The 15,014-nt window shown below is 70.4% G+C and carries 14 protein-coding genes and 2 pseudogenes; 13 read left to right on the plus strand and 3 right to left on the minus strand.

Features of this window, described 5'->3' with window-relative positions; all coding sequences use genetic code 11:
* Window positions 1-2: 2 nt before the first annotated feature.
* From EP757_RS27135 to EP757_RS27160, 6 genes are all read left to right on the plus strand, one after another.
* Window positions 3-734, plus strand: coding sequence for a (Fe-S)-binding protein (locus tag EP757_RS27135; protein ID WP_127550649.1), 732 nt, complete (start codon window positions 3-5; stop codon window positions 732-734).
* A gap of 1 nt (window position 735) precedes the next feature.
* Window positions 736-2,163 (plus strand): LutB/LldF family L-lactate oxidation iron-sulfur protein, encoded by a 1,428-nt coding sequence (locus EP757_RS27140; RefSeq protein ID WP_127550651.1) that lies wholly within the window; start codon window positions 736-738, stop codon window positions 2,161-2,163.
* A complete protein-coding gene (locus EP757_RS27145; protein ID WP_127550662.1) occupies window positions 2,160-2,753 on the plus strand; it encodes an LUD domain-containing protein in 594 nt (197 codons plus the stop codon). The genes EP757_RS27140 and EP757_RS27145 overlap by 4 nt, the downstream gene beginning before the upstream one ends.
* A 15-nt stretch (window positions 2,754-2,768) precedes the next feature.
* A complete protein-coding gene (locus EP757_RS27150; protein WP_127550664.1) occupies window positions 2,769-3,215 on the plus strand; it encodes a nitroreductase/quinone reductase family protein in 447 nt (148 codons plus the stop codon).
* A gap of 111 nt (window positions 3,216-3,326) precedes the next feature.
* Window positions 3,327-4,331 carry a zinc-binding dehydrogenase gene (locus tag EP757_RS27155; RefSeq protein WP_127550666.1) on the plus strand — a complete coding sequence of 335 codons (1,005 nt, stop codon included), beginning with the start codon at window positions 3,327-3,329 and terminating at the stop codon, window positions 4,329-4,331.
* 67 nt (window positions 4,332-4,398) lie between these two features.
* The gene (locus EP757_RS27160; protein WP_146002951.1) at window positions 4,399-5,097 is read left to right on the plus strand and encodes a hypothetical protein; all 699 of its coding nucleotides are present in this window, start codon (window positions 4,399-4,401) and stop codon (window positions 5,095-5,097) included.
* A gap of 11 nt (window positions 5,098-5,108) precedes the next feature.
* Here the strand turns inward: EP757_RS27160 and EP757_RS27165 are convergent, their stop codons facing one another.
* Window positions 5,109-7,388: an ATP-binding protein gene (locus EP757_RS27165; RefSeq protein ID WP_232050025.1), complete on the minus strand. Its 2,280-nt coding sequence runs from the start codon at window positions 7,386-7,388 to the stop codon at window positions 5,109-5,111.
* Between the two features lie 44 nt (window positions 7,389-7,432).
* Here EP757_RS27165 and EP757_RS27170 point away from each other — a divergent pair, with 44 nt between their 5' ends.
* Window positions 7,433-7,807: a response regulator transcription factor gene (locus tag EP757_RS27170; protein WP_127550670.1), complete on the plus strand. Its 375-nt coding sequence runs from the start codon at window positions 7,433-7,435 to the stop codon at window positions 7,805-7,807.
* A 28-nt stretch (window positions 7,808-7,835) separates the two neighbouring features.
* Here the strand turns inward: EP757_RS27170 and EP757_RS44855 are convergent.
* Window positions 7,836-8,506, minus strand: a pseudogene (locus tag EP757_RS44855) (transposase).
* A pseudogene (locus tag EP757_RS44860) lies at window positions 8,485-8,778 on the minus strand (transposase family protein); the annotation flags it as partial. The pseudogenes EP757_RS44855 and EP757_RS44860, both read right to left, overlap by 22 nt.
* Window positions 8,779-8,968: 190 nt before the next feature.
* Here EP757_RS44860 and EP757_RS27180 point away from each other — a divergent pair.
* The 6 genes from EP757_RS27180 (at window position 8,969) to EP757_RS27205 (ending at window position 14,968) form a co-directional block, all read left to right on the plus strand.
* The gene (locus EP757_RS27180; RefSeq protein ID WP_127550672.1) at window positions 8,969-9,769 is read left to right on the plus strand and encodes a hypothetical protein; all 801 of its coding nucleotides are present in this window, start codon (window positions 8,969-8,971) and stop codon (window positions 9,767-9,769) included.
* 333 nt (window positions 9,770-10,102) lie between these two features.
* The gene (locus tag EP757_RS27185) at window positions 10,103-11,458 is read left to right on the plus strand and encodes an efflux RND transporter periplasmic adaptor subunit (RefSeq protein ID WP_127550674.1); all 1,356 of its coding nucleotides are present in this window, start codon (window positions 10,103-10,105) and stop codon (window positions 11,456-11,458) included.
* 40 nt (window positions 11,459-11,498) lie between these two features.
* A complete protein-coding gene (locus tag EP757_RS27190) occupies window positions 11,499-12,596 on the plus strand; it encodes an efflux RND transporter periplasmic adaptor subunit (protein WP_232050027.1) in 1,098 nt (365 codons plus the stop codon).
* A 3-nt stretch (window positions 12,597-12,599) separates the two neighbouring features.
* Entirely contained in the window at window positions 12,600-13,301 is a 702-nt protein-coding gene (locus EP757_RS27195) for an ABC transporter ATP-binding protein (protein ID WP_127550676.1), read from the plus strand.
* Window positions 13,298-14,467 (plus strand): ABC transporter permease, encoded by a 1,170-nt coding sequence (locus tag EP757_RS27200; RefSeq protein WP_127550678.1) that lies wholly within the window; start codon window positions 13,298-13,300, stop codon window positions 14,465-14,467. The genes EP757_RS27195 and EP757_RS27200 overlap by 4 nt, the downstream gene beginning before the upstream one ends.
* 6 nt (window positions 14,468-14,473) lie before the next feature.
* On the plus strand, window positions 14,474-14,968 hold the full coding sequence (locus EP757_RS27205; protein WP_127550680.1) for a hypothetical protein: 495 nt from the start codon (window positions 14,474-14,476) through the stop codon (window positions 14,966-14,968).
* Window positions 14,969-15,014: the final 46 nt, after the last annotated feature.

The following is a 15,014-nucleotide window of genomic DNA, read 5'->3' on the forward strand; positions in this document are numbered from 1 at the left end:
CCGTGCGGATCGCGCTCTTCGCCACCTGCCTGGCCGACACCCTCTTCCCGGAGGCGGCCAAGGCTACGGTGCTGCTGCTCGAGCGGCTGGGACATGAGGTGGTGTTCCCGTTCGAGCAGACGTGTTGCGGGCAGATGCACGTCAACACGGGATATCAGAAAGAGGCGCTGCCTCTGATCAAGAGATATGTCCGGACATTCGAACCCTACGACGTCATCGTGGCGCCGTCGGGATCGTGTGTCGGGTCGATCCGCCACCAGCACTCCATGGTCGCCGCCAAGCACGGGGAGGCCGGCTTGGCCGCGCGGGCCTCCGCGGTGGGCGAACGCACTTACGAATTGTCCGAGTTGTTGATCGATGTTCTCAAGATCGAGGATGTCGGTGCGTTCTATCCGCACAAGGTCACCTACCACCCGACCTGCCACAGCCTGCGGATGACCCGGGTCGGTGACAAGCCGCTGCGCCTGCTCCGGCAGGTGCGCGGCCTCGACCTCGTCGAGCTGCCGGCCGCCGACCAGTGCTGCGGGTTCGGCGGCACGTTCGCGCTCAAGAACGCGGAGACCTCCACGGCGATGCTGGCCGACAAGATGACGAACATCGTCTCGACCGGGGCGGACGTCTGCTCGGCCGGCGACGCCTCCTGTCTCATGCACATCGGCGGCGGGTTGTCGCGGCTGCGCACCGGGGTGCGTACCGTCCACCTCGCCGAGATCCTCGCCTCGACGGAGTCCTGAGATGACAACCTTCCTGGGCATGCCGGCGACCGCACCCCGCGGCGTCGGCAACCTGCGCGGCGAGCAGACGTTCCCGGAGGCCGCGCACGAGGCGCTCGCGAACTCGCAGATGCGCCGCAACCTGCGGCACGCGACGACCACGATCCGTGGCAAATCTGGCAAGGTCATCGCCGAGCTGCCGGACTGGCAGGCGCTGCGGGACGCCGGGTCGGCGATCAAGGCCGACGTGATGAGCCGGCTCCCCGATCTGCTGCTCGAACTGGAGCAGAAGGTCACCGACGCCGGCGGCGTGGTGCACTGGGCCGCCGACGCCAACGAGGCGAACGCGATCGTCACCCGGCTGGTGCGCGAGACCGGTTCCGATCGCGTCATCAAGGTCAAGTCGATGGCGACCCAGGAGATCGGGCTCAACGAGGCCCTGGAGGAGGCCGGCATCGCGCCGGTCGAGACCGACCTCGCCGAGCTGATCGTGCAGCTCGGGCACGACAAGCCCAGCCACATCCTGGTGCCGGCGATCCACCGCAACCGCTCCGAGATCCGCGAGATCTTCCTGCGCGAGATGCCCGGTGTGGACCCGGCGCTGACCGACGATCCGCCGGTGCTCGCGGCGGCCGCCCGCAAGTATCTGCGGGAGACGTTCCTGTCCACGAAGGTGGCGGTGAGCGGCGCGAACTTCGCCGTCGCCGAGACCGGCACCCTCGCCGTCGTCGAGTCCGAGGGCAACGGCCGGATGTGCCTCACCCTGCCGGACACGCTGATCACCGTGATGGGCATCGAGAAGGTGGTGCCCACCTGGCAGGACCTGGAGGTGTTCCTGCAGCTGCTGCCGCGGGCGTCGACCGGCGAGCGGATGAACCCGTACACGACGATGTGGACCGGCGTCACGCCCGGCGACGGGCCGCAGAACTTCCACCTGATCCTGCTGGACAACGGCCGCAGCGCCGTCCTCGCCGACGAGGTGGGCCGCTCGGCGCTGCACTGCATCCGCTGCTCGGCCTGCCTCAACGTGTGCCCGGTCTACGAGCGCGCCGGCGGCCACTCCTACGGTTCGGTCTACCCCGGGCCGATCGGCGCGGTGCTGTCCCCGCAGCTCACCGGGATCGAGGACAACGCGAGCCTGCCCTACGCGTCATCGCTCTGCGGCGCCTGCTTCGACGCCTGCCCGGTCAAGATCGACATCCCGTCGCTGCTGGTGCACCTCCGCGACAAGGCGCCACACCCGCGGTCCGAGCGCGCCGCGATGGCGGCGGCGGCTTGGCTGATGGACAAGCCCAAGATGTACGCGTCAGCGCAGCGTGCCGCCAAGCTCGCCCGGATCGCGGGGCGGCGTGGCCGGGGGCTGCCACCACCGCTCTCCGGCTGGACGGCCGGGCGCGACCTGCCCGAATTCCCGTCGCAGACCTTCCGTGACTGGTGGGCTGCCCGATGAGCGCCGCGCGTGACCTCGTCCTCGGCCGGATCCGCACCGCACTGCGGGACGCGCCGGTCGCCCCGGACGTGCCCCGGGATTACCGCCCTGCGGGACGGCCGGCCTCGCTGGAGACACTGATCGACCGGCTCGTCGACTACAAGGCGGTCGTCCATCGGATATCGGAGGAGGACATCGCCGCTACCGTGTCCGGGCTGGTGAGTGGGACGGTCGTCGTACCACCGGGGTTGCCGCCAGCGTGGCGCCCGGCAGGCGCCCTGCAGGACGACGGCCTCCCGCAGGACCGGATCGCCGCCGCCGACGCCGTGCTGACCGCCGCGGCCGTCGCGGTGGCGGAGACCGGCACCATCGTCCTCGACGGCTCACCCGACCAGGGCCGGCGCATCATCACGCTGCTGCCGGACGTGCACTTCTGCGTGCTGCGCGCCGCGCAGGTGGTGGCGGCCGTCCCGGACGCGATCGCCCGGCTCGAACCGCGCCGGCCGCTCACCTGGATCAGCGGCCCGTCCGCGACCAGCGACATCGAACTCAACCGCGTCGAGGGGGTGCACGGGCCGCGCCACCTGCACGTTCTGCTGCTTGCGGAGTAGCGTCACTGTGGAGTCATGGCTTCCGTCCGGGTTCCACCCCGATGGGTCGAGCGGCTCGCTTGGCGCATCCATCGCGGGATCTATCGCCTCTCACGCGGGCATCTCGGGCTCTGGCGTCCCCGGCCGGGACGCTGGGGGTCGATGCGGCTCATCGTCACCGGCCGGCGCAGCGGTCAGGACCGGGCCGTGATCCTGGCCTACCTCGACGACGGCCCCAACCTGGTCACCCTCGCCATGAACGGGTGGTGGCCCGGCGAACCACTGTGGTGGCTCAACCTGCAGGCCCACCCGGCGGCCCGGGTCCAGCTCAAGGGCGAGACCCGGCAGGTGCGCGGCCGTCCCGCCACCGGTGACGAGCGGGACCGGTTGTGGGCGGCGTTCGGTCAGATCGACAAGAAGCTCGACGAATATGCGGCCCTGCGACCCGTTCCGACGGCCGTGGTGGTCCTCGAACCCGCGTAGCTCGGGCGCGGGATTTTCGCACTCTGGCGGGACTCTTGAACGCAGGAACCCACGGCTGGGAGTGAGGAAGAAGACGGACCGGGTGGGGTTCGGCGGTTTTAGGGTGATCTCATGAGGATGTTGGCGGGACGGTTGCATCTGAAGGAACGGTCGCTTCGGATGGAGATGGTGGATGTTCCGGAGCCGGGGGCCGATGAGGTGCTCGTCAAGGTCGCGGCTGCGGGGGTGTGCCTGTCGGACGTCCACCTGATCGAGGGCGGGCTGACGCCGCGGCTGCTTGACGGGGATGTGGTCACTCTCGGACATGAGACCGCGGGGACTGTGGAGCGGGTCGGCGAGCGGGTCGAAGGGTGGAAGCCGGGGGACCGGGTTCTGCTGCAGGCCGGGCAGCGCGATCGGCGGGGAACCGTCTTCACGCGAGGAGTCGACTACGACGGCGGGTGGGCCGAGTTCGCCGTGGCGCGGGCCGACACGCTCGTCGCGATTCCTGATGATCTGCCGTTCGAGCAGGCCTGCATCATCCCGGACGCGGTGTCCACGCCGTGGGCGGCGATCACCGCGACCGCCCAGGTCAAGGCCGGGGACGCGGTCGCCGTCTGGGGTGTCGGCGGGCTGGGGGCGCACGCGGTGCAGCTGCTGCGGCTGGTCGGGGCGGCGCCCGTGATCGCCGTCGATCCGCTGGGGCCGGCACGGGAGCGGGCGCTCGCACTGGGGGCCGACGTGGCGCTCGACCCGGGTGCGGAGGGGTTCGCGGAACGGGTACGGGAGCTGACCGGTGGGCTGGCCGTCGCGTTCGACTTCGCCGGGGTGCCGGCCGTGCGGGAGCAGGCGCTGACCGTTCTCGGACGGGGCGGGAAGCTGGTGCTCGCCGGGATCGCGAACAAGCCGATCACCATCGGGTCGGACAGCTTCTTCAACTACCTGAAGTTGTCGATCCACGGCCACTACGGATCGGACGCCGAGCACGTCGAGGAGCTCGTCCGGCTGGCCCGGCAGCGGCGGCTGGATCTGGCCGCGTCGATCAGTGACGTGGTGCCGCTGTCCGAGGCGCCGGCGGCCGTCGAGCGTCTGCAGCGCAAGGAAGGCAACCCGATCCGGTTGATCCTTCAACCGTGACCCACTGCCGTTCGTGGATGCCCGGAGTGTGTACGGTGCTTGTCCGGGCATCGACGAGGGGGAGTTGATGATGCGGCTCAAGCTGGGTGTGGCGGCCGGTGTGCTCGCGCTCGCCGGGTCCGGGTGCGGTGGGGCGGACGCCGCGGCCGGGTCCGCGTTCGAGGATCCGGTGGGCCGCGGATTCCCGATCGTCACGCCGCCGCAGTCGCCGGCCGGGTCGGCGGAGGCCGTCGCCACGCTGTCACCGGTCCCGCCCGCGCCGCAGGGGACGCCCGCGCCGCAGGCATCGATGGCGCCGCGGGAATCGGTGGCGGCGGGGCGTCCGCAGTCCGGCGTGCCGGCCCGGTCCAGCGCGAGGGTGACCGCTCCTGATCAGTCGAGAGGTTCGGTCACCGCCGCCATCAGCGGATATGCGGCCTGCTCGGCGAAGGGTGCCGTCGTCCTCACGGCGACATTCGATGATTCGTACGCCTACCGTCACGTGTTCCTGGACACCGACGGGGACGCGACGACCGGCTATCAGGTGGACGTCGAGGGCGGTTTCGGCGCCGAGTTCATGATCGAGGACGACCTGCTGTACAAGTCGGCCGGCGCCGGCTGGTCGTGGAAACAGGTCGGCGGCGCCGGTCCGTTGATGAGCCGGTCCGGTGGGACGTATCGGTGGCAGGTGAAACCGGCGTTCGCAGGGGACACGGTGGTGTTCGGCGCGTCCACCGAGGCCGGCGCCGAGGTGTCGTCACCGATCGTGCCGGTGCGGGCCTGCTGAGTGCGGGTCCGCTAGGCGCTGGTCAGTTCGGGGCGGGTGCGGCCGGAGAGTTCGCGGGCCAGGGCCGTCATCGTGGCGCTCACCTCGGCGGCGTGGTCGTGCAGGTCGCGCAGGACGTCGGCGGCACCTTCGGGGTGGCGGTGGGCGCGGTCCTCCAGGTCGGCGCAGATCGCGGCGAAACGATTGGCGCCGAGCGTCGACGCCGAGCCCTTCAGGCCGTGCGCGATCCGGGCCAGGGTGCGGATGTCACCCGAGGCGGCCGCCTGCTCCATCTTGTCCAGCACGCCCGGCAGCCGGCCGGCGAAGTTGCCGAGGATGCCGGCGAGCCGTTCCCGGTCGTCCGGGACGGCTCCGGCGATCGCGTCCACGCAGGCGCGGATGCCGGCGGCCTCGTCGACGTTCGGTCCCGGCTGCGGACCCAGACCCGCCAGTCGTACGTCGGCGTGCGCGGCGGCCGTCGCCAGCACGACGTCGAGGTCCGCCTCGTTGATCGGCTTCGCCAGGAAACCGTCCATGCCGGCCGACCGGCTCGCCTTGCGGTCGTCGACCATGGCGTTCGCGGTGAGCGCCACGATCCTGGGGGCGCCGTGCGGTGGCGGGTCGGCCCGGATCAGGCGGGTCGCGTCGAGTCCGTCGAGAACCGGCATCTGGACGTCCATGAGCACCAGGTCGTACCGGGTCCGCATGACGGCCTCGACCGCCGCCTCGCCGTCGCCGACCATCTCCACCCGGTGGCCGCGTCGTTCGAGGAGTAGCTGGGCGACCCTCTGGTTCACCGGGTTGTCCTCGGCCACCAGCACCAGCAGGGATCGGCCCGGTTTGGCGGGACCCGGTGAGAGCGGGAGGCCGGCGTACGAGGAAGGGTGCTGAACCGCACCCAGCCGCAGCGTCACCGCGAAGGTCGACCCCTGTCCGGGCTGGCTGTCCGCCGTGATGCCGCCGTCCATCTTCTCGGCGAGACGCTGGCTGATCACCAGGCCGAGGCCGGTGCCCTCGTAGGTGCGCGCGGTCGAGGCGTCGACCTGGCTGAACGGGAGGAAGAGGCGGTGCATCCGATCAGCGGGGATGCCGATGCCGGTGTCCCGGACGGCGAACCGGATCGCGACTCGGCCGGTCTGGCTCGCCGGCAGATCGGGGGGCGTCGAGACCGCCACCGTGACGGCGCCGTGCTCGGTGAACTTGACCGCGTTGCCGAGCAGGTTCACCAGGATCTGCCGGATGCGGGCCTCGTCGCCGGAGACCACGTCCGGGCAGTGCGGGCTGAAGTGGCTGGAGAGGTGCAGGCCCTTCGCGTCGGCGGTGAGCGCCACCAGGTTCATCGCCTGCTGCACGCAGGCGCGCAGCGGGAACGGCCGCTCGTCGAGGCTCAGCTCACCCGCTTCGATCTTGGAGAAGTCGAGGACGTCGTTGATGATCACGAGGAGCGAGGCGCCGCTGGCGTGCACGGTCTCCACCAGCTCGCGCTGGCGCTCGTCGAGATCCGTCTCCATGAGCAGGCCGGTCATGCCGATCACGGCGTTCATCGGGGTACGGATCTCGTGGCTCATCGTCGCGAGGAACGCCGACTTCGCGGCCGTGGCGGCCACCGCCTCGTCGTGCGCGTCCAGGATCGCGCTCATCGACGCGTTCACCGCCTGCGCCATCTGCGCCAGCTCGCGGGGTGAGCTCACCTCCGCCCGCCGCGTCAGATCACCTTCGACCACCCGCTGCGCCGCCGCCGTCACCTGACCGGCCGGATCGGTGATCTTCTTGGTGATCCAGCGGGCGCAGAGAGCCACCAGGATCGTCGTCGCCACCACGAACCAGAGGATCAGCCAGCGGGTGTTCTGCGCGCTCGCCCGGCTCTCCGCCAGCTTGTGTTCCAGCAGCGTGCGCTCGTGCTGGTGCATCTGGTTGACCAGCGGGAAGACCTGGCTGACGTCGACCTGGTCCGCGTCCACCCGCTCCTGGATCCGGCTCAGCAGCGCCTGATGGGTGAGGTCGCCCGCGGTGTCCGCGCGCACCTCGCTCAGCCGCTGGTCGACCGTCGACCGGGTGGACCGGAACGCCTCGGTCCACTGCTCGGTCGGCGAGTCCGGCCGGCTCACCGACACCCGATCCAGCGCGCCGATCGCGTCGCCCAGCCCGCCGATCTCGGCGAGCAGGATGTGCGAGTCGCGCATCGGGTCCTGGCTCGCCACCAGGGTGCCGATCCGGGCGTACGCACTGAACCCGATGACCGCCAGCGCCGTGACGGCCACGAGAAAGCCGGCCGTCAGCATGCGGCCCACGGTCCACCAGGACGCTTTCATGAGAAATACTCTAGGCCCGAAACGTCCGGAATTATGATGGCTGGGTGACTTCGGTGCTGGTGGTGGACGACGACCCGGCGATCCTGCAGATCGTGGAGGCCGTGCTGCGGTCCGGCGGGCTCGACGTGTCGACCTGCAGCACCGGGCGGGACGGGTTGCTCGCGGCCCACTCGCGGGTGCCGGACTGTGCCGTGCTCGACATCAGCATGCCGGACATGACGGGCCTCGACGTGTGCCGTGCCCTGCGGGACGACGCGTCGACGGCCGATGTGCCGGTGCTGCTGCTGACCGGGCGTGGCCAGTGGCTGGACGTGGCGTCGGGCTTCGACGCTGGGGCGGACGACTACCTGGTCAAGCCGTTCACGGCGCAGGATCTGCTGCTGCGGGTGGAAGTGCTGACGGCGCCGGTGCCGGGGTGACGCGGAAGGCGTACACGTGTGCGACTACTCAGGTTTCTGTGGGTAGATCGAGGGTGACTCCGCCGAGGCAGAGGTAGATGGCCGCGGTGAGGGCGTCGAGGTTGCGGTATCCGTATCCTCGGCGCTGGATCAGCCGGATCTTGGCGTTGATGCCTTCGAGCCGGAAGTTGGACAGGCCGAGTTCGACCGCGGCGACGATGGCGTCGGCGTGTTTCTCAATCCGGCGTACCGGTTGCGGAAGGCGGGAATCCTGCTTCGTTTCGCGGCGGTGCACCAGCGTTTGAGGTATGCGCGGGCGTCGGCGGGATCGGTCGTGCGGTAGAGATCGCGTAGCTGCTCTTTAAGTTCCCAGGTGCGCCAGAGCCGGTAGCGATGACGCCGCAGCAGTTTCAGAATCTGGTGGTGCTGGTCGTCGAGGTTCTCCCGGCCGGCCCGGACGGCGAAACGGGCGCGGCGCCAGTCTCGCCGTTCGGGCATGCCGGGGCCAGACGGCATGGTGGGCGCTTCGGCCCGGTAGACCGATTCGACGACCTCGTTGGTCCACTTGATGACGTGGAACGGGTCGAGGCAGATCCGGACTTGCGGGATCTGCTCGCGGGTGACGGGCAGGTAGACGCGGTGACGATCGCGTCGACCGCTTCCCAGGAGCAGCGCAGCAGCCGCGCGATGCTTGCCTTGTCCATGCGCTGCGCCAGCCAGGCGGCGACGTTCTCAAAGTCGGCGGTGTGCCGCGCATTTGGCCGTGCCCACGGGACGTGCTCGGTGCGGACTCGCCCGCAGGAACGGCAGTCGACGCGGTGGATGTCGGCCTCGAGCCTGACCTGGCAGGCACCGAAGTCCAGATGCCGCCATCGGCGCCGCGACGTGTCGTAGCGGGCCGTGGTCGACGCCCCGCACGGGCAGATCAAACGCCGCCGGCGTCGGCGAAGCCCGATCACGAGTCCTCGGTCGGTAAAAGTCGCCGACTGCACCGTCGCACCGGACAGCCGAAGGATTCGGTTGAATGCCGTCGTTAGCCGCTTAAGTTGATCAACGAGCGTGGCGGCCCTGACCTAACCCCCGAGGATAGTCCGCCTGGGTTGCCGGACCTTGGCCAGGCGGCTCTCATGATCGGCCGAGAAGGGTGATCTCCGGCGCTTTCGTGTTCTCTAGGCTGCCCCGATGTCTACCCGGATCGCCGTGCTGTTCGCCGCACCGTTTGCGATGCTGGCCTTCGTGCTGCGAGTCGGCGAAAAGCTCTGGCTCGAACCGTTCACCTGGAACACCCCTTCGGCCCTCTTGGGGCTGCTTGCCTTTCTCGGCCTTGTCGGGGGCAGCGCAGCCGTGCCCGTCGGCGGGTACTGGCTACTCACCCAATCAGCCCGCAGACGCCCCAAGACGTGGCACCTCGCTGCCGGCAAGCGGCGTTTCACGGCACCGGTCTCGCCCTATGGCCCAGGGCCGTGGGCGATCGTGGCCGGATGGCTAGCCGGGGGGACGGTTCCCATCGAGCGGGTGCCCAACCAAGACCACATGCGCATCGCCCAGCTCGGCGTGAGGACCTCGATCCTCATCGTCACCGCCGCCGCAATCATGATCATTGCTCTGCTGTGTTTGGTGCTGCTCGCGGCGCCCAGCGCGCCGATCCTGAGCCTGGACTCCGAAGGGATGACGCTGCGCGGCCTCTGGCGCCAAACCCGGCTGCGGTGGCACGAACTCGTCCCCGGAGGCCCACCGCGACCCAGCACCAACAACCCTGCGGTTCTCGTCCTGTACCAGCAAAAGGCCGGACCGGCAGCGGGGCCACCGCGTCGACGCCGGCTGGACGCGCGACGGCTGCACGTCGATACCACGTTCCTGGCCGACACGATCCGCTGCTACGTCGACAATCCCCACCGCCGTGCCGGCATCGGCACCGCCGAGGAGTTGACGGCATTGCAACCGAGCTCAGAACAGGGGCCACCATCGGCCTACCACCGTTGACCGGCGGGGTGCGATGTCGGCGGACCAGCCGCCCGCGCGGCGGGAGCCCAAGCTGCGCAACGAGCAGGACCGATAGATCGAGTGGGCTTTGGCCTACGGGCTGACCAGCGAGTCCCGTTCGGGTCGCGGTTCTCGCCCTCAGTCTCGGAGCCAGCGAGCCGCCCAACGCCCACACAAACCCGAGTAGTCGCACGCGTGTTCTGATCATGCTCCACGCCTACCTTCTGATGACTGAGTAGGGCGTCGCGTCGATCGGCTCGGGTCTGCCGGTGCCGGGGATGCGGGGTCGGCAAAGAGGGCTCCTGCGGATCGGCCAGCAGCCACAATGCGATCATGAGCAAGGTAACGGGACGAAGCCGGGTGAAACGGCGCAATCGTTGGATCGGCGGCGGGATTGTGCTGGTGGGCGCGGTCGCCGCCGGGGTCGTCCTCGCCGTCGCGCAGGACGATGAGACCGCCACGACGGCCAAGCTCGTGACCGTGGCGGTGGATCGCGGTGAGGTGACGCTCGATGTGGCGACCACCGGGACCGTGGAGCCGGCGACTACGCGAAGCCTGGCGTTCGGCGTGGGCGGGACCGTCGAGTCGATCGCGGTCCGGGCCGGGAACAGGGTCGCCGAGGGTGATGAGCTGGCCCGGCTCGACGACACCGATGCCGCCGAGGACGTCGGTGACGCTCAGACCAAGCTGGCGCAGGCGCAGGCGCGGCTGGCGGACGCGCAGGTCAACGCGGCTGTGGCTACCGCCAGCGCTACGGCCTGCGCTGCCGCCGCACGCACGGGCGAGCCGGTGGTCGCGGGGCGGATCGCACCGAGCGCGCAACCGGCGCGGGCGCCGGCAGTGAGGGGCGGTGCGGATCCGGTGCGGGCGCCGGCGGTGAGGGGCGGCGCGGATCCGGCGCGGGCGCCGGCGGTGGAGGGCGGTGCGGTGCCGGCCGCGGGCGCGGCCGTAGCCGGGGCGATCAACGGCGGGCGGATGGCGGAGGTGCCGGGCGCCGGGGTGGGAGCCGCGGCCGCAGCGGCCGAAGCAGCCGTAGCGGCCACATCTGCCAGTCCCTGCGTCACCCAGGGGTTTCCGGGCAGCGGCGATGACCAGGTGCTCACCGCCGAACAGGCCGTGAACAACGCCGAACTCGCCCTGGCGAAGGCGGAGGAGGCCCTCGACGGCACGGTGATCAAGGCGCCGATCGCCGGCACCGTCGTCACCATCGCCGGCACCGTCGGCGACCAGGTCAAGAGCGGTGCGGCCGTCATCGGGCTGGCTGACACGTACGACATGCAGGTCTCCGCCGATTTCCCGGAAGCGGACGCCGGATCCCTCGCGAAGGGCCAGACCGGTACCGTCACGCTCGCCGACTCGGACGAGTCGTACGAGGCGAAGGTGATCCAGGTGGACCCGGTCGGGACGTCCGACGGGACGCTGGTGCGGTACGGCGTGCTGCTCGCCTTCACCGCCGCGCCCGAGGACCTGCTCGTCGGGCAGAGCGCGCAGGTCCAGGTGCGGACCGGGCAGGTCACCGGGGTGCTGCGGGTGCCGTCGACCGCCGTGCACGACATCGCCGGGGAGTCGGGGACGGTGCGCCTCACCGGCGGCGAGGAGCGGACCGTGACCGTGGGTCTGCGCGGCGATCAGTACACCGAGATAACCGACGGACTGGCCGAGGGCGAACAGGTCGCCCGTTCCTGGTGATGTCGCGGACAACGGCCCGATAACCGGACAGAATGCAGATGTGAAAGCGCTTCGCCGTCCCAGTACGGCCGTGAACGCCCTGCTGGCCCTGCTCATCGTGGGGGCGGCGTTCTGGGGCTGGACGCTGCTGAAGGACACCGACTCGGACACCGGGGCGAACGCGTCCGGGCTGCGGACCCTCACCGTCGAGCAGGGCACGGTGACGAAGACGGTCGAGGCCGACGGCAGTGTGGAGAGCGCCTCGACGGCGACCGCCACGTTCGGGACCGCCGGGACGGTCACCGCGATCAAGGTGAAGGTCGGTGACAAGGTGACGTCCGGCCAGCTGCTGGCCCGGGTGGACGACACCGGCGCGGCCCGCTCGCTGGACCTGGCCGAGGCGAACCTGGACGCCGCCGAGGACGCCCTCGGCCGGGCCCAGGACGCCGGCACCGACACCAGCAGCGCGACGAACGAGGTGGCCCAGGCCGAGCTGGCCGTCGACGAGGCGGAGGCGGCGGTCGCCGGCACGAAGCTGACCGCGCCGATGGCCGGGACGGTGACCGCTGTCAACGGAACGCTGGGTGGATCCAGCAGCGGCGCCGAGGGATCCGGTTTCCTGGACATCGCCGACCTCGGCAAGCTGCAGATCACGGCCGCGTTCAGCGAGGCCGACGCCACCGAGCTCAAGGAGGGGCAGGCCGCCACGGTCACCTGGAACGCTCTGCAGGGCGCGGAGACGACCGGCCAGGTGGTCGCCGTCGATCCCACCGCGACGACGGACGACAGCGTGGTGACGTACGGCGTGACGGTGAGCCTGCCGAACCCTCCCGACGGCGCCAAGCCCGGCCAGACCGTGACCGTCTCGGTGATCACCGGCAACGTGGAGAACGCCGTGCTGATCAACTCGGCGGCCGTCACCACCACCGGCAACCGGCACGTCGTCACCGTCGTGGGCACCGGCAACCAGCAGGAGACGCGACAGGTTCAGGTGGGTCTTGAGGGCGACGACGCGTACCAGATCACCTCGGGTCTGACCGCGGGGGAGCGGGTGGTGATCCCGACCTCGACCACGACGTCGTCCACCTCGAACAGCAACAACAGCGGGCCGGGCGGCTTCATGGGCGGCGGTGGTGGAGCTCCACCGGGAGGACGCTGAGCCATGACGGTTCTGGACGTCCGCGACCTGACCAAGATCTACGGCGCGGGGGAGACCGCGGTGCGCGCCCTCGACCATGTCTCGCTGGAGGTCGAGCGCGGCGAGTATGTCGCGATCATGGGCTCGTCCGGGTCCGGCAAGTCCACCCTGATGAACATCCTGGGCTGCCTGGACGTGCCGACGACCGGCACCTACCTGCTGGACGGCGTGGACGTGAGCCGGCTCGCCGACGCGCAGCTCGCGCTGGTGCGCAACCGGCTCATCGGGTTCGTCTTCCAGGCGTTCAACCTGATCCCGCGGACCAGTGCCGCCGCGAACGTCGAGCTTCCCCTCGCCTACTCCGGGATGCGTGCCGCCGAACGCCGGCGCCGCGCCCAGTTCAGCCTGGACCTGGTCGGGCTCGCCGACCGCGCCGACCACGAGCCGAACCAGCTCTCCGGCGGTCAGCAGCAGCGGGTCGCGGTCGCCCGTGCCCTGGTCACCGAGCCGGCGCTGCTGCTCGCCGACGAGCCGACCGGCAACCTGGACAGTCACGCCACCGAGGAGGTGCTGGCCGTGTTCGACGACCTCAACGCCGCCGGCCGCACGATAGTGCTGATCACCCACGAGGACGACGTGGCGGCCCACGCCGATCGGGTGATCCGCCTTCTGGACGGGCAGATCGTCTCCGACGTGCAACTGGATCCGGCGAGGCATGCGGCATGAATTCTTCGGAGATCGTACGCTTCGCCATCCGCGGCATCGGCGCCAACAAACTTCGATCGCTGCTCACCATGCTCGGCATCCTGATCGGCGTGGCGGCGGTCATCCTGCTGGTCGCCGTCGGCAACGGCTCGGCGCAGGCGGTCACCGAGCGGATCGAGGCGCTCGGCACCAACACGCTGACCGTGATGAGCACCAGCCGCGGGTCCGGCTTCGACACGCAGATCGCCGAGGCTCTCGACGACCCGCTGCTGGCCCCGGACGTCACGTCGGTCTCGCCGGTCGTCAGCACGTCGGCGACGCTCGCGTACGAGGGCGCCGACCACGCGGTGTCCACCTTCGTCGGCACGACACCGAGCTGGTTCGCCGCCTCGAACTTCCCGGTCGGCGCGGGGGCGGCCTTCACCGACGACGACGAGGCGCAGGCCCGCCGGGTCGTGGTGATCGGCCAGACCGTCGCCGAGGAGCTGTTCAGCGGCGTCGACCCGGTCGGCGAGCAGGTGATCGTCGGCGGTGCGCTCTTCACGATCGTCGGGGTTCTGCAGGAGAAGAGCTCGTCGGGTCTCCAGGATGCCAACGACACCGCCGTCGCGCCGATCAGCGCGGTACGCCAGGTGCTCGCCGGCTATGGGTCGCTGAGTTCGATCCTGGTCTCCGCCCGGGACGCCGACGCCGTCGACACCGCCCAGTCGGAGATCACCACGATTCTCAACCAGCGGCTGGACTCCGACGCGTACCGGATCCAGAACGCCTCCCAGCTGCTGGAGACGCAGACCGAGACCGCCGACACCTTCACCACGCTGCTCGGCGCGGTCGCCGCGATCAGTCTGCTGGTCGGCGGTATCGGCATCACGAACATCATGCTGGTGACGGTCACCGAACGGACCCGGGAGATCGGCATCCGCAAGGCCCTGGGCGCGCCCCGGCGGGTGATCCTCAGCCAGTTCCTCATCGAGGCGACCCTGCTGAGTGTTATCGGTGGAGGTCTGGGCGTCGCGGCCGCCGTGATCGGCAGCCGCTTCGAGATCGTCGGCGTGCAGCCGGTGATCGTCCCCAGCTCGGTCGCGCTCGCCCTGGGCGTCTCCGTGCTCATCGGACTGTTCTTCGGTGGGCTGCCCGCCGCCCGCGCCGCCCGGCTCCGGCCGATCGACGCCCTGCGCTACGAGTGAGGGACCTTGCCTGGTTCTCCTGTCGATGACGACACCGAGGTGCTGCAGCGCACCCCGTCCGCGGCCGACGACCTGAACAGCGCGATCGCCGCCGCCGCGCCGAAACGCTGGTGGAACCGGACCACCCTGGCCCTGATCGGCCTGGTCCTGGCGGTGGGCGGCTTCCTCGGAGGCGTGCAGGCCCAGGAACACTGGGGCTCGTCCTCCTCGTCGTCGCCCGCGGCCTCGTTCCCCCGGACCGGCGGCAGCTTCGCGCCGGGCGGTGGCGGGATGCGGCAGGGCTCCGGCACCTCCGGCACGGTCAAGCTGGTCGACGGGACCACGCTCTACGTGCAGACGGCCGAGGGCGAGACCATCACCGTCCGTACGAGCGAGTCGACCGCGGTGAAGCTCGCCCAGACGACGACCCTCGACCAGTTGACGGCCGGCCAGCAGGTGACCGTCCAGGGCGACGCGGACGCCGAGGGCATCGTCACCGCGACGACGGTGACCGCCGGCTGAGAACGGCCGGCTGCTGCTCGGCAACGTCCGGGACGGGGAGCTGACG

This window comes from Actinoplanes sp. OR16, assembly GCF_004001265.1.
Taxonomy (GTDB): Bacteria; Actinomycetota; Actinomycetes; order Mycobacteriales; family Micromonosporaceae; genus Actinoplanes.